Genomic DNA, 18630 nt, shown 5'->3' with positions numbered 1-18630 from the left:
ATCATTTGCCGTCCCGGCAGGCGGCGGGGCCGCCTCAGCCCGGAAAAGCCGCCTTCAGCTTGTCGACCAGATCGGTGCGTTCCCAGGGGAAAGCATCGCCGTTCGACTGGCGCCCGAAATGGCCATAGGCGGCGGTCTGGCGATAAATGGGCTTGTTGAGGCCCAGATGCGTGCGAATGCCCTTGGGCGTCAGGCGCACCAGTTGCGGCAGCAATTGTTCCAGCGCAGCTTCGCTTGCGCCATTCGCCGCCGTGCCGTGCAGGTCGACATAGACCGACAGCGGTTCGGCGACGCCAATGGCATAGCTCAGCTGGATCGTGCAGCGGCGGGCCAGTCCCGCGGCGACGATATTCTTCGCCAGATAGCGGGTGATATAGGCCGCCGAGCGGTCGACCTTGGTCGGGTCCTTGCCGCTGAAGGCGCCGCCGCCATGCGGGCTGGCGCCGCCATAGGTGTCGACGATGATCTTGCGGCCCGTCAGCCCGGCGTCGCCATCGGGACCGCCAATTTCGAAACGGCCCGTGGGGTTGATGTGATAGACCGTATTGTCGGTCAGCAGTTCGGCGGGCAGCACATCGGCGATGACGCTTTTCACATAATCGCGCAGCGTCGCATATTTGGCTTCATCGCCTTCGCCATTGTGGAAATAATATCCCGGCACATGCTGGGTCGAAACGACGATGGCCGTCGCCTCGACGGGATGCTCATTGGCATAGCGCAGCGTGACCTGACTCTTGGCGTCGGGTTCCAGAAAAGGCGCTTTGCCCGATTTGCGATCTTCGGCCATGCGCTGCAGAATCTTGTGGCTGTAATCCAGCGTTGCGGGCATCAGGTCGGGCGTTTCGTCGGCGGCATAGCCGAACATGATGCCCTGGTCGCCTGCGCCCTCATCCTTGTTCGCGGCTTCGTCCACGCCCTGGGCGATATGCGCCGACTGGCCGTGGAGATTATTTTCAAAGCGCAAGCTTTCCCAGTGGAAACCCTCCTGCTCATAGCCGATTTCCTTCACCGTCTTGCGGACGGTCGCTTCAATCTCATCCAGCGCGCCGGGGGCCCAGGCGTCATTTTCATAGACGCCCTTGCAACGGATCTCGCCGGCCAGCACAACCAGCTGGGTTGTGGTCATCGTCTCGCACGCGACGCGCGCCTCGGGGTCTTTCGACAGGAACAGGTCGACGATCGCATCGCTGATCTGGTCCGCCACCTTGTCGGGATGCCCTTCGGACACGCTTTCGGAGGTGAAGAGGAAGCTGTTGCGCATGAAAGACTTTCTTTGAAGTGATATAAAGAAAAGTTTATGTGACGCTCTGTTAGCGTCGGCGCGCGCGCATGGCAATGGCCAGCGCGAGGAGGGCGAGCGCAAATCCGACCGCCAGCCCATTGCCGAAACGCGCGAACAGCGTCGGGGCGTGGGGCGGCGGCACTTCGGTATCGATCCTCCCTGCGCGGTGCATGGGGATGGAGGCGGCGATGCGTCCGTCAGCGGCGATCACCGCGCTGATTCCGGTCGGGGTCGAACGGATGACCGGCAGTCCCTCTTCCAGCGCGCGCAGCCGCGCCTGCGCCAGATGCTGCGGCGGCCCCCACGCGCCGAACCAGGCGTCGTTGGACGGGTTGAAGATAAAATCGGGGCGGTTCGCCCGGTCGACCACCTGGCCTGAAAAGATGATCTCGTAACAAATTTGCAGGCCGACCCGCCCCAAATCGCCCAGGCGGATCGAGCGCGGCCCGGGGCCGGGCCAGAAATCAATGTCGCCGGGGGCGAGCCGCGACAGCCCCAGCGCCGACAATATCGGCCGCAGCGGCAGATATTCGCCATAGGGCACCAGATGCGCCTTGTCATAATGCGGCCCCAGCTTGCCGCTCGCATCGACGCTCAGCACCGCGTTGCGCGCGCCCACCGCCTCGCCCTTCGCATCAAATTCCAGCCGCAGCGCGCCGAGCAGCATCCGGTCGCCGGGGTTCATCAGCGCCGCGAGCCGCGCGCGCGCAAAGGCGGGGGCATGATCATAATAATAAAGCGGATATCCGCTCTCCAGATAGTCGGGGATCGCCGCCTCGGGCCACAGGATCAGCCGCGGCTGGTCGTCGATGGGCTGCGTCAGCCGCGCCAGCTTTTCGAAATTGGCGGCGGCCTTGTCCCCCTCCCACTTGTCTTCCTGCCCGATATTGGGCTGGACGAGGGTGATGCGGGTCGGGGCAGGGCGATCCTCGCTCCTGGCCAGCGCCCCTTGGTGGTGAACGGTCAGCATGGCGAGCGCAACAATCAGCCCCGGCGCCAGCGCAAAGGCCGCGGCGAGGCGAAAGCGGCGAAGGGCGAGCAGCAACAGCGCCCCGGCAAACAGGATGACGAGCGCCGATGCACCATAGCTTCCCACCCATATCACCGGCGCGCTCGCGGGCAGGTTGATGACGCTCAGCGGGTTCCAGGCAAAGCCGGTGAAAAGCCAGCTTCGCAGCCATTCCGAAAGGCTCCACACCCCTGCAAAGGCGAGCACAAAAGGCGCGCTGACCATCGGCGCCGGGGCCAGTTCGCGCGCGCCCAGCCGCCGTTCGACCATCCACGCGCCCCAGGCGGCCAGCGCCGGAAAAAGCGCAAGATAAAGGGCAAGCAGCAGCACCGCCACCCAGCCGAGCCACGCCGGCATCGCCGCCTGATAAGTAAAGGCCGTCGCAATCCAGTTGAGGCTGAGGAGAAAATGCCCCAGCCCAAAACACCAGCCCAGCCCCAGCGCGCGCCATCCGCCCCCGCTGTGCGCCACCATCCCCATCCACCCCGCAAGCGCCAGCAGCGTCAGCGGCCAGAGGCCCAGCGGCGCAAAGCCGGTCGCGGAGACAAGGCCGAGCGCAAAGGCCAGCATTTTGGGCCAGCGGGCGGCAAGGGCGGCGAAGCGGGTAAGGGGCGCGGTCACGGGCATCGTCTTAGCCGCCGCAATCATCGCTCACAATGATCAGGATCAATGACAGCGGCTTCGGGGCAAAAGCGGGCGTCCGCTCCATCTCGACTTTGCGCCGGGTCCGCGGGTAAGGGAGGGGAATGAAAAAACTTGCTGTGTACTGTGGGTCCGCGACCCCCGAAGATCCTGTCTATATTGAAACCGCTCGCCATGTCGGCCGCACCTTGGCGGAACGCGGCATTGGCGTCGTCTATGGCGGCGGGCGCCTTGGGCTGATGGGCGCCGTGGCCGATTCGGCGCTGGAAGCAGGCGGTGAGGTGATCGGGGTGATTCCCGAAGCGCTCGTCGGCACCGAAGTCGCGCACCGCGGCTGCACCGAATTGCACATTGTTTCGGGGATGCACGAACGCAAGAAGATGTTCACCGACCTGTCCGACGGCTTCCTCACCATTCCCGGCGGCACCGGCACGATGGACGAGCTGTGGGAAGCGATCAGCTGGGCGCAGCTTGGCTATCATGCCAAGCCCGTGGGCCTGCTCAACGCAGCGGGCTTCTACAATGATCTCATCGCCTTCAACCGCCATATGATCGAGGTTGGCTTTGTCCGCCCCGCCCATGCAGGGATCATGATCGTCGATGCGGGGCTCGACGAATTGCTCGACAAGATGGCGGCCTATGAACCGCATGAACCGATCTTTGCGATGAAGGCCGACGATCTCTGATGCGCTCGCCGGGGGGATATGAAGCGCATGATCTGCACGGCTTTGCCTATGACAGCATTGCCCAGGGATCGAAAAGCTTCGCCCTCGCCAGCCAGCTCTTCGATCGCGAAACGCGCGAACGTGTCTGGCTCCTCTATGCCTGGTGCCGCGCCTCCGACGATCTGATCGACGGGCAGGATCATGGCGGCGCCATGGCCACCGACGACCATGACCCCCAGGCAGCGCTCGCGCGGGTGCGCGCGCTCACCGATGCCGCCTATGCGGGCCGCCCGACGGGGGAGGCGGCCTTTGACGCGCTGGGCCTGCTGCTCGAACAGGTCGCGATTCCGCGCGGCCTCATCGACGATATCATCGCGGGCTTTGCGCTCGACGTCGATGAATGGCGCCCGCGCAGCGAGGATGATCTGCTGCTTTATTGCTATCATGTCGCGGGGGCGGTCGGGGTGGCCATGGCGCTGGTGATGGGGATCGACCCCGATGACGAGCGCACCCTCGACCGGGCGAGCGACCTTGGCATCGCCTTTCAGCTTTCGAATATCGCCCGCGATGTCGCGGAGGATGCCGCCGCCGACCGCTGCTATCTGCCCGTCGAATGGATGGTCGAGCTCGACATTCCGCCGGGGCAGCATATGCACCCCGCCTTTCGCCCGCGCCTGTCGGTGATGGCGCGCTGGCTCGCTGAAATGGCGGAGGAATATGAAGCCTCGGCGCGCTGGGGCGCGCGCAAGCTGCCACCGCGCAGCCGCTGGGCGGTGCTCGCCGCGACGGGCATTTATGGCGATATCGCCCGCGAGGTGCGCGCGCGCGGCGATCATGCGTGGGACCACCGCGCCCGCACCTCCTTTTTTGCCAAGCTCGGCTGGGTGGCACGCGCGGGCTGGTCGGTGCTCCGCCGTCCGCCGCAGCGGCGGATCAACCGCGAAGGATTGTGGACCCGCCCCCGCGCGGATCAGGCATAGGCATCGCGCAGCTCGCGCTTCAGCACCTTGCCGATCGGGCTGCGCGGCAATTCGGAAACGGCCTTGATCGCGCTCAGCCGCTGCGTCTTGCCGACCTTGGCATTACAGTCGGCGCGCACGCTTTCGGCGTCGGCGCCGGGCGTCAGCACGACAAAGGCCACCGGCGTCTCGCCCCATTCCTCGCTTGGCATACCCACGACCGCTGCCTCGATCACCCGCGCATCGGCCTGCAAAATCGCCTCCAGATCGCTGGGATAGATGTTGAACCCGCCCGATATGATCATATCCTTGGCGCGGTCCATCAGCGTCAGGAAACCATCCTCGTCAAAGCGGCCAATATCGCCATGGCGGTAATAAAGATGCCCCTCGCCGTCGCGCCAGTGCATCGCCTTGGTCGCGTCGGGCCGGTTATTATATCCCGTCATCATGGCCGGACTGCGCCCGACCACTTCGCCGACTTCGCCCTGCGGCAATTCCTTGCCACCCTCGTCGATGATCTTCGCCACATGCCCCGGCGCGGGCTGGCCCACCGTATGCAGCTTGTCCGGATATTTGTGTGCTTCCAGCAAAAAGGCCGCGCCGCCTTCGGTCATCCCGTAAATTTCAACGAGCCCGCCGGGCCAGCGCTTCAATATGTCAGCCTTCAGCGCGGCGGGAAAGGGCGCCGAGGTGCAATATTTCATCACAAAGCTCGACAGGTCGAACCGGCCGAAGTCCTCCAGCGCCATGATGCGCCGATATTGCACGGGCACCAGCATCGTATTGGTCGCCCGCTCGCGCTCGGCCAGTTCCAGAAAGCCCCGCGCGTCAAATTTCTTCATCAGCACCACGCGCCCGCCCGACCCCAGGGTCGGCATGAAACTCGCCATCGTCGTGTTCGAATAAAGCGGCGTCGACAGGATCGTCACCGCGGCGGGGCCATAGGCAGGGGCACCGCGAATAATATGCTGCCACCGCATCCCATGGCTCTGGACAATGCCCTTGGGCGTGCCCGTCGTCCCCGATGAATAGATGATGTTGAACCCGTCTTCGGGCGCGATTTGGACGGGCGTGGGGGCGCTGCCTTCGGGCGCCATCCATTGGCCCAGCGCCTCGCCCGCATCGCTGTCATCCATTGCGATGCGCTGCGGCGCGGCAACCGCCTGCCCCTCCAGGCTTGCGGCGGCGGCGCTGTCCAGAAACAGGTGGCGCGCGCCCGTATCGGCGATCATCGCCGCCATTTGCGCGCCCGTCGCACTGTTGGTGATCAGCCCGGCGACGCAGCCGGCGCGCAGCGTGCCCAAAATCACCGCAATCTGCTCGACGCTGTTCAGCCCGGCAATGGCGGTGCATTCGCCTTTTGTCAGCCCCTCGGCCTGCAAGCGTGCCGCGATTCGGTCGGCCAGCGCATCGAGTTCGGCCCAGCTTAGCCGCCGGTCGGGATCGGCCGCCGCTACGGCATCGGGGCGTTCGGCGGCATGGGCGCGAACCAGGTCGGACAGGGTGGCGAAGTCGCGGTCGAGCAGTTCCAGAGCAGTCATGCCCTTGGGTTAGCACAGCATCGGCCGGGCGCAATCGGGCAGCGGGTCGAGCCAGGCTGCTTGACCAAAAGTTTCAACTCGCTACTCATCTGGGAAACAAGAAAAGCGATAATCCCGGAGAAGATGACCGATGCACCCTTCCGTCCACGCCGCCACGCACCCCGACAAACCCGCCGTCATCGTCGCCGAAACGGGCGAGACGATTAGCTTTGGCGAAATGGACGCGGCCTCCAACCGCGCGGCGCAGCTTTTCCGCAAATATGGGCTGGGGCATGAGGATGTCGTCGCTTTCATGCTCGACAATACGCCCCATTATTATGGGCTGACCTGGGGCGCGCAGCGCGCGGGGCTGCGCTATGTCTGCATTTCCTCGCGGCTGACGCAGGATGAAACCGACTATATTCTCGAAAATTCGGGCGCAAAGCTGCTGATCGTCTCGGCCAGCCTCGCGCCCGCCGCGCAGGCGCTGCAGACGCAGATCGAGCGTTTCTCGATGGGCGGGGACATTCCGGGCTGGCCGCGGATCGAAGAGGCGCTCGCCGCCATGCCGGCTGAACGCATTGCCGATGAACGCGCCGGGGTCGATATGCTCTATTCCTCCGGCACCACCGGGCGGCCCAAGGGGGTGAAGGTGCCGCTTCCCGAAGAGCCTGAGATCGACGCGCCGAACAAGCTGGTCATGCTTGCCGGCATGGCCTTTGGCATTGGCCCCGACAGCATTTATCTGTCGCCCGCGCCGCTTTATCACGCCGCGCCGCTGCGCTGGTCGATGACGGTGCAGCGGCTGGGCGGCACCGTTGTCCTGATGAAGAAATTCGATCCCGAAGGGGCGCTGGCGGCGATTGAAAAATATCGCTGCAACAGCGCGCAATTCGTGCCGACCCATTTCGTCCGCATGCTGAAACTGCCCGAGGCGGTGCGCGCCCAATATGATGTGTCGTCGATGAAGGGCGCGATCCACGCGGCTGCGCCCTGCCCGATTCCGGTCAAGCAGGCGATGATCGACTGGTGGGGTCCGGTCCTGCTCGAATATTATGCGGGGTCAGAGGGCAATGGGATGACCTTTGCCTCCAGCGCCGACTGGCTCTCGCACCAGGGCACGGTCGGGCGTCCGCTTAACGGCGCGGTGCATATCATGGCCGATGACAAGGAAACCGAGCTTCCCGTGGGCGAGGAGGGGATCGTCTTTTTCGAAAGCGAGCATAGTTTCGAATATCATGACGACCCCGAAAAAACGGCGGCGAGCCGCAATTCAAGGGGGTGGACGACGCTGGGCGATGTCGGAAAGGTCGATGCCGACGGCTTTCTTTACCTCACCGATCGCAAAAGCTTCATGATCATTTCGGGCGGGGTGAATATCTATCCGCAGGAGATTGAAAACCACCTCGTCACCCATCCCAAAGTGGCCGATGTCGCGGTGGTCGGCGGCCCGCATGAGGAAATGGGCGAGGAAGTGATCGCGGTCGTCCAGCTGGCCGATATGGCTGATGCCACCGATGAATTTCGGGATGAGCTGATCGCCTTTGCGCGCGAAAAATTGTCGGGGGTGAAAATCCCGCGCCGCATCGACTTCACCGATGCGCTGCCGCGCCATGATACGGGCAAGCTTTACAAAAGGCTGCTGCGCGACCGTTATTGGGAAAAGGCAAAAGTGGGGGCTTGATATGACCGCCGCGCGCGTCGAATTTTTCTTCGACCTTTCCTCGCCCTGGACCTGCCTCGCCTTTCACAACCTCCCCGTGGTGCTTCAGCGGACGGGGGCGGCGGTGCGCTATCGCCCGATCCTGGTCGGCGGGGTGTTCAACGCGGTCAATCCCGCCGTCTATGCGGCCCGCGAACAGGCCGACAATCGCAAGCTCGAGCATAGCTGGAAGATATTGAAGGATTGGGCGCGGCTGGCCGATGTGCCGATGAATTTCCCCTCGCGGTGGCATCCGGCGAAAAGCGTCGCCGCGATGCGCTTTTGCTGCGCGCTGGAGGAGGATCAGGCGGCGCTCGCGTTGTTCGCGCGCGGCGCCTTTGACGCCTATTTCGGCGCGCAGGAAAATCTCGACGATCCCGCCGTCCTGATCGCCGTTGCCGACCGGGCAGGCCTCGACGGCGCGGCGGTGGCTCAGGCGGCGGTCAGCGATGCCGTGAAGGCTCGGCTGCGCGCCAATACAGAGGAATTGGTCGCGCGCGGCGGCTATGGATCGCCGACGATTTTCGTCGATGGCGCGGATATGTATTTTGGCAATGACCAATTGCCGCTCGTCGAAGCGGCGCTGGAAAGGACTCTCCCATGAAGGACCGTATTTCGATCACGATGCTGGACGATGGCATTGCCGACGTTCGGCTGATCCGCGCCGACAAGCTGAACGCGCTCGACCCCGCCATGTGGGAAGCGCTGATCGAGGCGGTCGACACCCTCAAGGCCATGGAAGGCCTGCGGGTCGTTGTGCTGTCGGGCGAGGGACGCGCCTTTTGCGCCGGGCTCGACCTTTCCAGCCTCTCCGCCGATCGCGATCCGGGCGCGAGCAGCGCGGGGGGCAGCCTGTCCGACCGCACCAAGGGGATTGCGAACAATGCCCAATATGCCGCCTGGGGCTGGCGCGAAATTCCCGTTCCGGTCATCGCGGCGGTGCATGGCGTCGCCTTTGGCGCGGGTAGCCAGATCATGGCCGCCGCCGATATTCGCATTGTCCATCCCGACACGCGCGTCGCGATCATGGAAATGCGCTGGGGCCTCGTTCCCGATGTCGCGGGCATGGCGCTGTGGCGCACGCAGGTCGCCGACGATGTGCTGCGCGAAATGATCTATACCAATCGCGAGTTTACGGGGTCAGAGGCGAAGATATTGGGTTTTGCCACCCATGTGTCCGACGATCCGCTGGCGCATGCGATGGATCTGGCGCGGACGATCGCGAACAAGAACCCGCACGCCATTCGCGGCGCCAAGCGGCTGTGCAACATGCTGGCCGATGCAAGCGATGCCGAGATTTTGCAGGCCGAAAGCGATGAGCAGGTCAAGGTCATCCGCACCCCCAATCAGATGGAGGCGGTGATGGCGCATATGCAAAAGCGCAAGCCGAACTTCGCCGATTAAGCAGCACACAAGTTTGCGAAAGTGCCACGCAACATGGCCCGGGATGAAGCGTAACCCGCTTCTACCGGCGCTGCAGGGCTTTAGAGCAGATCCAGAAAGCGCGCGGCATGGTGCCAGTCGGCCTCGCGGCGCGCGCGCGCCTTTTGGGCTTCGCTGTCGGCGCCCCAGCGACGTTCCTGATAAAGCTCGTCGAGGCACACCGCCTGCCACAGGGCGTGGGCGTCAAAGGCCCGGTCGATCAGCGCCAGCCCGCCCACCAGCGATCCGCCAATGGTAACGATCGGCGCGAGGGCGGCGAGGCGAAAGGGGTCGAGGGCGTGAACGGCGCGTTCCAGCGCCGCGACCGTCGCGGCGGGCTGGTCGATGGGAAGCACGCCCTGCGCCAGCGCAAATTCGACGCCGTGCCGCGTCTCGGCCCAGGCGAGCAGGGGGTTCCACGCCGCCGCCTGTTCGGCCTGGAGCGCGGAATCGCGGTCGTCGCGATAACAGAAGAGGTCGCTTTGCGCATAAGCAGCGATCGGCCGGGCAAAGGCGGCGGGGTCAGGCGCGGCAAGATCGAGCGCGGCATTGGCGAGACCGGTCAGCGGCATGGAGGCGGGGTCGATATCTTCGCCCTGTGCCGTCCATTCGGCGGCGAGCGCGTCGGCGAGTGCGCGGCTTTCGACCCGCAGCGGCGCGCGCGCCGGGGTACGAACCGGCCGCCCGTCGAGCGTGACCCCCCAGTCGCCGTCCTGCGGAACGGCGGCGGCTTCCTTCCAGAAACGCTTCATGGCTGTGGCGGCGGCGGGGTCGATTGCGGCGAGCGCCAGCGGCGCGCCAGAATGCGCGGCATGACCGCGAAATCAAAGGCGCCGAGCAGAACGATGGCGGTGCCGATCCAGCGGTCGGCGGGCTGCCCCGCCAGTTCAAACCCGCCGCGAATGAGCACGAAGCCGATCATGACCAGCAGCGCGCCGACAATCCGCATCAGGCTGAGCGCGAAATAGCGTTTGCGGGCCAGTCTGTCCTCAGCGGTCATCATGCCGCCCCCCTATCGCCGCCCAGATGGCGCATCAAGCGGGCGAGCGCGCCATGGCCGGTTGCATCCAGCCCGGCGGCGACGCGCTCGCGTTCGCCCTCGGGCTTGTTCTGCGATAATTTGACCGTGGTGCGCCACGCGGCAACTTCCACTTCAAAGCCGATGATCGCGCGCGTCATCTGCTGAAATTTTTTCGCATCCATCTTGTCGCGCGTCCAGGGCGGGGTCGCGCCGATGCGCGCTTCATGCGTCGCGGACAGGGCGTCAATCTGGGTGACGAGCGCCTCATCGTCCATCTTGCGCGCCGGGCCTTCCATCTCGACCGCGACATAATTCCAGGTCGGCACCTGATCGGCGTCCTGATACCAGCCGGGGCTGACATAGGCGTCGGGACCCTGCACAACCACCAGCGCCGTCTGCCCATCGAGATGGCGGGTCAGCCCATTGCCGCGCGCCAGATGAAATTGCAGCCGTTTCGCATCCTCGCTCAGCACCACCGGGGCATGGGCGACGCGCGGCCCGTCGGGGGTCGCGGCGAAAATCGCGGCAAAGCCGATTTCGCGCACGATCAGCGGGGCAAGATCATCCTGCGCGGGGCGGAAAGCGGGATTGGGATGCATCAGCGCGGCTTTCTTGGGGCAGGACCCCGCGTCCCCGGTTTGCGCGCGCCGCCGGGCGAGGCGGGGCCGCTGCCCCGGGCGACGGGCTTGCCCGTGCTTTTCCCTTTGCGCGGCGCCTTTTTCAGCGTTGCCGACGGCGTGGTGCTGCGCGTGCGCCGCTCGCCGCGCCGCGCCTTGCGTACCTGTTTGGCATGGGCCTTTGCTCTGGCCTTTTCGGCGGCTTTGGGCGGGGTGCGCGGCTCCTCTTCGGTGAGGACCTCGCCGAGCAGCGGGTCAAAGCCCAGCGCATCAAGGCTGGCAGCGAAATGGTCGGGCAGGTCGGCCGAAACATCGAGCGCGCCGCCATCGGGATGATCGATCCGAAGGCGCCGGCTGTGCAGGTGCAGCTTGCGGCTGATCGTGCCGGTGAGGAAGGCGGATTTGCCGCCATATTTGCCGTCGCCGACAATCGGATGGCCGATCGCCGCCATATGGACGCGAAGCTGGTGGGTGCGCCCCGTGAGCGGCTGCAGTTCGACCCATGCCGCACTGTTGCCGGCACGTTCGATGATGCGATAGCGGGTTTTGGAGGGCAGGCCATCGTCATGGACGTGCATTTTCTCGCCCCCTGAACCCGGCTGTTTGGCGAGCGGCAGGTCAATCTCCCCCTGCGCGATATCGGGAACACCGACGACAATCGCCCAATAGGTTTTGCGCGCGCTGCGGTTCGAAAAGGCCTTGGCGAACCAGGCCGCGGCGCGCGGGGTGCGCGCGATGAGCAGCGCGCCCGACGTATCCTTGTCGAGCCGGTGAACGAGCTTGGGCCGGACGGGCGCATCATATTTCAGCGCGTCGAGCAGGCCATCGACATGGGCGTCGGTCTTGGTCCCGCCCTGCGTCGCAAGGCCGGGCAGCTTGTTGATCACCAGCGCCGCCGCGTCGCGGTGGATCAGCATCGATTCGGCGAGGGCGATATCGGCGTCGGTCAGCGGGCGGTCCTTGCGCGCGGGGCGCGGGGTCGCCGGGGCGGGGGGCGTCGGCATGGCGAGCTTTTGCCCCGCAACAATGCGGTCGGACACATCGGCCTTTTGCCCATCAAGCGTCAGTTGGCCCGATCGCGCCCAGCGCGCGAGCAGCGCATGGGGGGTGCCGGGGCGATGCCGTTTGAACCAGCGGTCGAGGCGGATGCCGTCATCCTCTTCGCCGATGGTGGCGCTGTCCTTCGCGTCGATCGCGCCCATCATCTTGTCCTTCCCGCTCATGCCGGCACCTGCCGCATGATATAAAGGCCCAGCGCACAGGCAAGAAGCGCGCCGACGAGCGACGCCAGCGCATAGATCAGCGACTGAGCGGCCTGACCGCGTTCGAAAAGCATCCAGAATTCCATACTGAAAGAAGAAAAGGTGGTGAAGCCGCCAAGCAGCCCGACCCCCAGGAACAGCCGCGCGCCATCGCTGCCGCCTTGCCGTGCGAGCCAACCGATCAGCAGGCCCATCGCCAGGCTGCCTACAATATTCGCGGTCAAAGTCCACCAGGGAAAGCCCGGCCCCAGCCGCGCCAGCATCGCCTGGCCCAGCAAATGGCGCAGCCCCGCGCCCACCGCGCCGCCCAGCATCACGAAAATCAGGCTGTTCATGCCCCTTGCCCTAGCGGTAAAATCGCGCAGCGCCTAGTATTGCGGAAAGGAAGCTGCGGCCTCCTTCCCCCTTCCCCGTAAAGTCATTGCGAGCCCCGGCGAAAGCGGGGAAGAAGCAATCCCCAGCGGGCGTCCATGCAAGGCCTATAGCAGGAGATTGCTTCGCCCCCCGGATTGCATCCGGGCGCCTCGCAATGACGGTGTGTATGTGGGGAGAGACATCGCCCATCTCTGCGTTCTCTGCGGCCTCCGCGCTAAATAATCAGATATTGGTCGCCGCCGCCTAACTGCTTCGTCACCCCGGACTTGATCCGGGGTCCATCTCGCCAAAAGAAATCCGCATCGCGGCACGGCTTCTCCCCGTCTCCGCGCTTATCCCCAAACGCCGGGGGCCTTGCGCTTCACCAGCCGCCGGGCGGCGGGGTTTCGGTCTGCCGGTTCGTGGTGCGCCAATAGTCGGGGCGGTCGAACGTGCCCTGCCATATGCCGCGCTTGGCCTCGCGTGCTTCCACCTCTTCATAGCGATAATCGTCGCTGTTCGCGACGCCCCAGCCCGCGCGCACCATTTCGGCGGCAAGGTCGATGCCGTCGGGCGCGGGGGCGGTGCGACAGGTGGCAAGGGTGCGCTGATAATGGTCGCGCGCGCGCAGGTCGCAGCTCAGCGGTCCCTTGCCCGCCATTTTGACGAGCGCGGTGCGCGCCTCCTTGCCGCAATCCCATGGGGCGCCGCTCGCGCGCTTGCAGGTCTGGCGATATTCCACCGCGTCCACGCCGATCAGGCGCAAGGTCAGCGCCTCCTCGCCCTCGCGCACTTCCAGGCTGTCGCCGTCGATTACATGGACCAGCGGGACTTTGGTCGGCGGCGCAGGCGCCCAGACCCAGGCGGCATAGGCAATGCCCGCCAGCAATATCAATGAGATCAGCGACCGCAGCCGCCGACGCCATTTCACGCGCCACAAGGAAGGTGGGCGGTTCGTCATGTCCCTATGACTGCCCGCTCAAATGCTCATTGGCAAGCGAGGTGATGGCGGAAAGATGGTTGACGGTCAGAGTAAATAATGTCCAAATCGGACCAAATTCTCCCCGGCCTTGTCCCATCGTCTTTTCTGACAAGGGGTGGCTCACTCCGCTTTGACGGCAAATAGGACCGAAGAAAAGAATGATGGGGCCGAAGTGACGGCATAAGGACGCCGAGACGGAGTAACAAAGGGCAGGGCATATGACGCAATATGACGGGACGCTTTGTAATCAGAATGAAGTGGAAGGCGGCGGGGCTGGCCTTGATTATTACTTCCAATTTGGGAGCGATCGACAATTTGAAGCCGTAATTCTGGGAATTGGCGATCCCGCAAACTTTTCCTTTATGGAAAAATTGCCCGGCGCCCGGCTCGCCGCGGCCCTTCCGCCCGCGCAGGCGGTCGATCATATGCGTGCGATGGTGCGGCTCGACATCATCTGGCTCCGCACGGACGACAAGGTGGAGGAGGGGCTGCTTTCCGCCATTGCGGACTTTGCCGATGCGGGGACATGCGGCCTCGTCTGCGAAACCTCGCTGGCCGGGCTGGACCGGATGATGGCCATGCTGCCTGCCGACAGGCCGGTGCAATGGCTTGTCGATCCGACCGCGGCGGAGCGGCTCGCGGCGCTGGTTTCGGCGCAGCCCGACCGGCGGCTGGTCCTGCATGATATTGCGCGCGACACGGCCATGGAACGGATCGACCGGCTGCAGGAGGAAGTGGCGCGCATTTCCCGCTTTCTGGGGCAATTGACCGCGCGCGAAAGCGGCTTGCCGGGATATGACGGGCTGGGCGCCGACAGGGCGCGGCCCGACCCGCTGGCGCAGGTCCAGGCGCCGGGGCGCAGCTTTCGGGGAATGCCGGGGGCGCTGACAGCGGACGACGGGAATTTCGAGCGGCAGCGCGCGAAACAGGTGCGCCGATTGCTGCGACAGCGGCGGATGCGCGAGCAATATTTCCCCGCCGACATGTTCGCCGATCCCGCCTGGGACATGCTGCTCGACCTATATGCGGCGCGGCTGGAAAAACAGCCGGTTTCGGTGTCGAGCCTGTGCATCGCGGCGGCGGTGCCTGCGACAACCGCGCTGCGCTGGATCAAGACGATGACCGACGCGGGGCTTTTCCTGCGCGAGGCCGATCCGCATGACGGGCGGCGCATCTTCATCGCGCTGGCGCAAGGCGCGTTTGATTCAATGGGCCGCTATTTCGACGCGCTGGAGGAGTGACCGGGGGGCGGGCGCCCGCGCGGCGCGCGTCAGGCGGTCGCTTCGCTTTCGGCGCGTGAATGCTGGCTGACGAGCAGCTTGTCGATCTTGCGCCCGTCCATATCGACGATTTCAAAGCGCCAGCCGCGGTCGATGAAGCTTTCGCCCTCGGTCGGAAGATGCTTCAAAATGGCGAGCGCATGGCCGGCGGCGGTGGCATAGTCGCGATCATCGTCGAGTTCGATCCCCAGCCGGTCGGCCATCTGGTCGGCGGGCATCGACCCCGCGATCAGCAAGCTGCCGTCCTCGCGCTCGGTGACGAACGGTTCGCTGCCGATATCCTGGTCGGAGGCGAATTCGCCCGCAATTGCGGACATGAGGTCGGCGGGGGTCACCAACCCTTCGAAATGGCCATATTCATCATGGACCAGCAGCATCGGCACTTCGGCGGCGCGCAGGCTTTCGAGCGCATCCATTGCGTCAATCTGGTCGTGGATGACCTTTGCCGGGCGCGTGAGCTTTTCAAGGTCGAGCGTTTCGCCGCGAAACAGGGCAGCGGCAATGTCGCGCGATTGCACAATGCCGACGATGTCATCGACCGAACCGCGCGCGACGGGCAGGCGGGTGTGCGGGGTTTCCAGCAGCTTGGCGCGCACCGCATCGGCATCGGCGGCGATATTGATCCAGTCGACATCCTTGCGCGGGGTCATCACCTCGCGCACCGGCCGGTCGGCGAGGCGCACCACGCCCGAGATGATCGCGCGTTCGCTTTCCTCAATCACCCCCGATTTCGACGCTTCGGCGACGATCAGGTGCAATTCCTCGGCCGTCACCCGGTCTTCGGATTCGCGTTTGAGGCCCATCAGGCGGAACACCAGTGCGGAACTGGTATCGAGCAACCAGACCAGCGGCGCCGCAACGCGCGACAGCCAGAACATGATCGGCGCGACGACGCTGGCGATGGCTTCGGGCGCGCGCAGGGCAAATTGCTTGGGCACCAGCTCGCCCGCAATCAGCGAGGCATAGGTGGTGAGTGCGATTACCACCGCGAAACCGGCGGTGTTCGCCGTTTGCGGATCAAGGCCGAACCAGCTTTGCAGCCGTTCGCCGACCGGTCCGCCCAGGCTGGCGCCCGAATAGGCACCGGCCAGAATGCCGATCAGGGTGATGCCGACCTGAACGGTTGACAGGAATCGCCCCGGATCGGCGGCAAGCTGGCGGGCGATACGGGCGCCGCGGCTACCGCGCTTTTCCGCGGCTTGCAGCCGGGGGTCGCGCGCCGACACAATGGCCAGTTCGGACATGGCAAAAACGCCATTGAGAAGGACGAGGATCGCGATGATGGCGACATCGCCCCAGGGAAATGGGGTCATCGTATATTTGTCCGGCGCGGTGGCGCCCAGCCCCTCTCAGCTTCGTTCATGCTGTCCCTATAGGCGAAATGCCATGGGCTCACAATGGCCCCGCCCATGTTCATCATTTTGCGCTTTAGCCAGTTTTTGGAACCAGATGGCGCGGGATATGTTATCGCTGTGCGAGGCGACCGTCGCAACAGGCGACGTGTGGCCTGAAATAAGGGAGCGATCCAATGAACATGAACAGCATCAAGCTGGTGGCCCTCGCCACCGTGGGCGCCGTGACACTGACGGGCTGCGTTACCGATCCGGTGACAGGCGAGCGCAAGATTTCCAAGGCCGCCATCGGGGGTGTCGGCGGCGCACTGGGCGGCTATCTGCTCGGCGACCTGATCGGCGGCAAGAACAGCCGGACCGAGGAAATCGTCGGCGCGGGCATCGGTGCCATCGCGGGCGCGGGCGCCGGCTATTATATGGATCAGCAGGAAAAGAAGCTGCGCGAACGCACCGCCGGCACGGGCATTGACGTCGACCGTCAGGGCGACGAGCTGGTGCTGAACATGCCGGGCGATGTGACCTTCGATCACAATAGCGCGATGGTCAGCTCGCAGTTCCGCGGCGTGCTCGACAATGTCGCCGCAACGCTCGCCGAATATCCCAGCACCTATATCGACATTTATGGGCATACCGATTCGACCGGCAGCGACAGCTATAACCAGGGCCTGTCCGAACGCCGCGCGGTTTCGGTTGCCGATTATCTGGCGGGTCGCGGGGTGCAGCGCGCGCGCATGGCAACGCTCGGCTATGGCGAATCGCAGCTGAAATGTACGCCGGAACGCACCGAAGCCGATTATCGCTGCAACCGCCGCGTCGAAATCCGCATCACCCCGGTGACGCAATCCGACGTCGCCGCCGCGCGCTAAGGCGCCGGACGGCTGAAAAAGGGGCGCTGCCTGAAAGGGCGGCGCCCTTTCTTTTTGCGGCACCGGCCCGCTCCCCCTCCCGGCCTCCCATAGCTTACTGCCCGCGGGGAGGCCGGAAGGGGGAGCGAGCCGGTGAGATGATCTTTAAAAGCTCAATTCTTCATATAGCGGGCAGAAATCGCCCTTCCACGCGCCATGATAGCGGTCGAGCAGGTCGTCTGCGGGCGATTTGCCGCTTTTGACGATCTGGCGCAGCGGCTCAAGGAAGCCGACTTCATTGTCGCCCATCGAATTGACCTCGCCGCGCGCCGCGAGCCCCGCCGCCGCAATGTCGAGCACCGGCCCGGCCAGATCGCGGATCGTGCCGCCGCCCGGCGCGGGCGCGCACAGCCCCTCGCGCGGCACCGCATCGCGCAGCGCCTGCTGTTCCTCGATCGTCCAGTTCTTGACGATATCCCACGCGGCATCGAGCGCGCCTTGGTCATAAAGCAGCCCGACCCACAGCGCGGGCAGCGCGCAAATGCGGTTCCACGGGCCGCCATCGGCGCCGCGCATTTCCAGAAAGCTTTTCAGCCGCACTTCGGGAAAGGCGGTCGAAAGATGATCGTTCCAGTCCGACAGACGCGGCAATTCGCCCGGCAGCGCAGGCAGTTCGCCCTTCATGAAATCGCGGAAACTCTGCCCCGCGGCATTGATATAGCGCCCGTCGCGGAACACGAAATACATCGGCACATCGAGCATATAGTCGACATAGCGTTCATAGCCGAACCCTTCGTCAAAGACGAAAGGCAACATACCGGTGCGCGCGGGATCGGTGTCGGTCCAGATATGGCTGCGATAGGAAAAATAGCCATTGGGCTTGCCCTCGGTAAAGGGCGAGGAAGCGAACAATGCGGTCGCCAGCGGCTGCAAAGCCAGGCTCACGCGGAATTTCTGCACCATATCCGCCTCTGACCCATAGTCGAGGTTGGTCTGGATGGTGCAGGTTCGCAGCATCATGTCGAGGCCCAGATTGCCCACGCGCGGCATATGGTCGAGCATGATGCCATAGCGTCCCTTGGGCATGACCGGCAGTTCGTCCCGGCGCTTGTCGGGCCACATGCCCAGCCCCAGAAAGCCAAGGCCGAGTTCGGCGCCAACTTCCTTCACCTGCTTCAAATGGCGCCCCGTCTCGGCGCAGGTCTGGTGCAGATTCTCCAGCGGCGCGCCCGACAGTTCGAGCTGGCCTGCGGGTTCGAGGCTGATCGTCCCGTCGCTTCCCGACAGCGCGATGACCTTCCCGCCTTCGAGCACCGGTTCCCAGCCAAAGCGCGTCAGCGCCATCAGCAGATCATGGATACCGCCCGGCTCGTCATAGCTGGGCGCGCGATGATCGCTGACCCGATAGACGAATTTTTCATGCTCGGTGCCGATGCGCCATCGCTCGCGCGGCTTTTCGCCCTTGATCATGGGGGCGGCCAATTGGCCCGGATTTTCGATGAAAGGATCGTCCTGATCCGAGACCGTCCGCGTGCTCATGGAAGGGGAAGTAGGGGGCCGGGAGAAAATTGCAATTGGCAACGCATCAATCTTGGCTGGACGGCGCGAATATCCCCCTTGTCATTGCGCGCTGGCGAAGCAATCTCCAGCGGGCGTTCCTGCATGGCCGATAGCAACAGATTGCTTCGTCCCCCGGCAAGGCCGGGCTCCTCGCAA

Annotated in this window: 18 protein-coding genes; 7 read left to right on the top strand and 11 right to left on the bottom strand. The window is 64.7% G+C overall.

The window, feature by feature from the left end:
* Positions 1-34 precede the first annotated feature (34 nt).
* Both metK and lnt read right to left on the bottom strand, forming a co-directional pair.
* Positions 35-1261: a methionine adenosyltransferase gene (gene metK / locus JV18_RS0108165; RefSeq protein WP_033074118.1), complete on the bottom strand. Its 1227-nt coding sequence runs from the start codon at positions 1259-1261 to the stop codon at positions 35-37.
* Between the two features lie 49 nt (positions 1262-1310).
* Positions 1311-2918 (bottom strand): apolipoprotein N-acyltransferase, encoded by a 1608-nt coding sequence (gene lnt / locus JV18_RS0108160; protein WP_033074117.1) that lies wholly within the window; start codon positions 2916-2918, stop codon positions 1311-1313.
* A 119-nt stretch (positions 2919-3037) separates the two neighbouring features.
* Between lnt and JV18_RS0108155 the strand changes: the two genes are divergently transcribed.
* Together JV18_RS0108155 and JV18_RS0108150 are read left to right on the top strand one after the other, a co-directional pair.
* Entirely contained in the window at positions 3038-3619 is a 582-nt protein-coding gene (locus tag JV18_RS0108155; RefSeq protein ID WP_033074116.1) for a TIGR00730 family Rossman fold protein, read from the top strand.
* On the top strand, positions 3619-4578 hold the full coding sequence (locus tag JV18_RS0108150; protein ID WP_052071828.1) for a phytoene/squalene synthase family protein: 960 nt from the start codon (positions 3619-3621) through the stop codon (positions 4576-4578). Before JV18_RS0108155 ends, JV18_RS0108150 begins: the two co-directional genes overlap by 1 nt.
* Here JV18_RS0108150 and JV18_RS0108145 read toward each other — a convergent pair.
* Entirely contained in the window at positions 4569-6098 is a 1530-nt protein-coding gene (locus JV18_RS0108145; RefSeq protein ID WP_033074115.1) for a class I adenylate-forming enzyme family protein, read from the bottom strand. The two genes, JV18_RS0108150 and JV18_RS0108145, sit on opposite strands and share 10 nt — an antisense overlap.
* Before the next feature lie 130 nt (positions 6099-6228).
* Between JV18_RS0108145 and JV18_RS0108140 the strand changes: the two genes are divergently transcribed.
* Genes JV18_RS0108140 through JV18_RS0108130 form a run of 3 tightly spaced genes read left to right on the top strand, consistent with a single transcriptional unit; the run spans position 6229 to position 9183 of the window.
* Complete coding sequence (locus JV18_RS0108140) at positions 6229-7761, top strand: acyl-CoA synthetase (RefSeq protein ID WP_033074114.1); 1533 nt, start codon at positions 6229-6231, stop codon at positions 7759-7761.
* Between the two features lies 1 nt (position 7762).
* Complete coding sequence (locus JV18_RS0108135) at positions 7763-8383, top strand: 2-hydroxychromene-2-carboxylate isomerase (RefSeq protein ID WP_033074113.1); 621 nt, start codon at positions 7763-7765, stop codon at positions 8381-8383.
* Positions 8380-9183: a crotonase/enoyl-CoA hydratase family protein gene (locus tag JV18_RS0108130; RefSeq protein ID WP_033074112.1), complete on the top strand. Its 804-nt coding sequence runs from the start codon at positions 8380-8382 to the stop codon at positions 9181-9183. The genes JV18_RS0108135 and JV18_RS0108130 overlap by 4 nt, the downstream gene beginning before the upstream one ends.
* 80 nt (positions 9184-9263) lie before the next feature.
* Here JV18_RS0108130 and JV18_RS0108125 read toward each other — a convergent pair whose 3' ends face one another.
* The 6 genes from JV18_RS0108125 to JV18_RS0108100 all read right to left on the bottom strand — a co-directional run bounded on the left by JV18_RS0108125 (position 9264) and on the right by JV18_RS0108100 (position 13416).
* Positions 9264-9953, bottom strand: a complete 690-nt coding sequence (locus JV18_RS0108125) for an ATP12 family chaperone protein (protein ID WP_033074111.1) — start codon at positions 9951-9953, stop codon at positions 9264-9266.
* A complete protein-coding gene (locus JV18_RS0108120) occupies positions 9950-10204 on the bottom strand; it encodes a hypothetical protein (protein WP_052071827.1) in 255 nt (84 codons plus the stop codon). Before JV18_RS0108120 ends, JV18_RS0108125 begins: the two co-directional genes overlap by 4 nt.
* Positions 10201-10821, bottom strand: a complete 621-nt coding sequence (locus tag JV18_RS0108115) for an FMN-binding negative transcriptional regulator (RefSeq protein WP_033074110.1) — start codon at positions 10819-10821, stop codon at positions 10201-10203. Before JV18_RS0108115 ends, JV18_RS0108120 begins: the two co-directional genes overlap by 4 nt.
* Positions 10821-12062, bottom strand: coding sequence for an RluA family pseudouridine synthase (locus JV18_RS0108110; protein ID WP_081944742.1), 1242 nt, complete (start codon positions 12060-12062; stop codon positions 10821-10823). Before JV18_RS0108110 ends, JV18_RS0108115 begins: the two co-directional genes overlap by 1 nt.
* Positions 12059-12436 carry a fluoride efflux transporter CrcB gene (crcB, locus tag JV18_RS0108105; RefSeq protein ID WP_033074109.1) on the bottom strand — a complete coding sequence of 126 codons (378 nt, stop codon included), beginning with the start codon at positions 12434-12436 and terminating at the stop codon, positions 12059-12061. The genes JV18_RS0108110 and crcB overlap by 4 nt, the downstream gene beginning before the upstream one ends.
* Before the next feature lie 401 nt (positions 12437-12837).
* Positions 12838-13416, bottom strand: coding sequence for a thermonuclease family protein (locus tag JV18_RS0108100; RefSeq protein WP_081944741.1), 579 nt, complete (start codon positions 13414-13416; stop codon positions 12838-12840).
* A 383-nt stretch (positions 13417-13799) separates the two neighbouring features.
* Between JV18_RS0108100 and JV18_RS14665 the strand changes: the two genes are divergently transcribed.
* The gene (locus JV18_RS14665) at positions 13800-14678 is read left to right on the top strand and encodes a MarR family transcriptional regulator (protein ID WP_160174185.1); all 879 of its coding nucleotides are present in this window, start codon (positions 13800-13802) and stop codon (positions 14676-14678) included.
* 29 nt (positions 14679-14707) lie between these two features.
* On the opposite strand, the gene JV18_RS0108090 is transcribed toward JV18_RS14665, so the two are convergent.
* Positions 14708-16030, bottom strand: a complete 1323-nt coding sequence (locus JV18_RS0108090; protein ID WP_033074107.1) for a hemolysin family protein — start codon at positions 16028-16030, stop codon at positions 14708-14710.
* A 215-nt stretch (positions 16031-16245) separates the two neighbouring features.
* Here JV18_RS0108090 and JV18_RS0108085 point away from each other — a divergent pair, with 215 nt between their 5' ends.
* On the top strand, positions 16246-16935 hold the full coding sequence (locus JV18_RS0108085) for an OmpA family protein (protein WP_033074106.1): 690 nt from the start codon (positions 16246-16248) through the stop codon (positions 16933-16935).
* 144 nt (positions 16936-17079) lie between these two features.
* Here the strand turns inward: JV18_RS0108085 and JV18_RS0108080 are convergent, their stop codons facing one another.
* A complete protein-coding gene (locus tag JV18_RS0108080; protein WP_033074105.1) occupies positions 17080-18453 on the bottom strand; it encodes a glutamate--cysteine ligase in 1374 nt (457 codons plus the stop codon).
* Positions 18454-18630 lie beyond the last annotated feature (177 nt).

The sequence above is a fragment of the Sphingopyxis sp. MWB1 genome (genome assembly GCF_000763945.1).
In the GTDB taxonomy this organism is placed as follows: domain Bacteria; phylum Pseudomonadota; class Alphaproteobacteria; order Sphingomonadales; family Sphingomonadaceae; genus Sphingopyxis.
This window is presented reverse-complemented; position numbering and strand designations above follow the sequence as displayed.

Bases quoted from the DNA above. Each gene is read 5' to 3' on its own strand.
- JV18_RS0108120 (WP_052071827.1), bottom strand. From the start codon at position 10,204: ATGATGACCGCTGAGGACAGACTGGCCCGCAAACGCTATTTCGCGCTC.
- crcB (WP_033074109.1), bottom strand. From the start codon at position 12,436: ATGAACAGCCTGATTTTCGTGATGCTGGGCGGCGCGGTGGGCGCGGGG.
- JV18_RS0108145 (WP_033074115.1), bottom strand. From the start codon at position 6,098: ATGACTGCTCTGGAACTGCTCGACCGCGACTTCGCCACCCTGTCCGAC.
- JV18_RS0108130 (WP_033074112.1), top strand. From the start codon at position 8,380: ATGAAGGACCGTATTTCGATCACGATGCTGGACGATGGCATTGCCGAC.
- JV18_RS0108100 (WP_081944741.1), bottom strand. From the start codon at position 13,416: ATGACGAACCGCCCACCTTCCTTGTGGCGCGTGAAATGGCGTCGGCGG.
- JV18_RS0108080 (WP_033074105.1), bottom strand. From the start codon at position 18,453: ATGAGCACGCGGACGGTCTCGGATCAGGACGATCCTTTCATCGAAAAT.
- JV18_RS0108085 (WP_033074106.1), top strand. From the start codon at position 16,246: ATGAACATGAACAGCATCAAGCTGGTGGCCCTCGCCACCGTGGGCGCC.
- JV18_RS0108125 (WP_033074111.1), bottom strand. From the start codon at position 9,953: ATGAAGCGTTTCTGGAAGGAAGCCGCCGCCGTTCCGCAGGACGGCGAC.
- JV18_RS0108115 (WP_033074110.1), bottom strand. From the start codon at position 10,821: ATGCATCCCAATCCCGCTTTCCGCCCCGCGCAGGATGATCTTGCCCCG.
- JV18_RS0108155 (WP_033074116.1), top strand. From the start codon at position 3,038: ATGAAAAAACTTGCTGTGTACTGTGGGTCCGCGACCCCCGAAGATCCT.
- metK (WP_033074118.1), bottom strand. From the start codon at position 1,261: ATGCGCAACAGCTTCCTCTTCACCTCCGAAAGCGTGTCCGAAGGGCAT.
- JV18_RS0108150 (WP_052071828.1), top strand. From the start codon at position 3,619: ATGCGCTCGCCGGGGGGATATGAAGCGCATGATCTGCACGGCTTTGCC.
- JV18_RS0108135 (WP_033074113.1), top strand. From the start codon at position 7,763: ATGACCGCCGCGCGCGTCGAATTTTTCTTCGACCTTTCCTCGCCCTGG.
- lnt (WP_033074117.1), bottom strand. From the start codon at position 2,918: ATGCCCGTGACCGCGCCCCTTACCCGCTTCGCCGCCCTTGCCGCCCGC.
- JV18_RS0108090 (WP_033074107.1), bottom strand. From the start codon at position 16,030: ATGACCCCATTTCCCTGGGGCGATGTCGCCATCATCGCGATCCTCGTC.
- JV18_RS0108110 (WP_081944742.1), bottom strand. From the start codon at position 12,062: ATGAGCGGGAAGGACAAGATGATGGGCGCGATCGACGCGAAGGACAGC.
- JV18_RS14665 (WP_160174185.1), top strand. From the start codon at position 13,800: ATGGAAAAATTGCCCGGCGCCCGGCTCGCCGCGGCCCTTCCGCCCGCG.
- JV18_RS0108140 (WP_033074114.1), top strand. From the start codon at position 6,229: ATGCACCCTTCCGTCCACGCCGCCACGCACCCCGACAAACCCGCCGTC.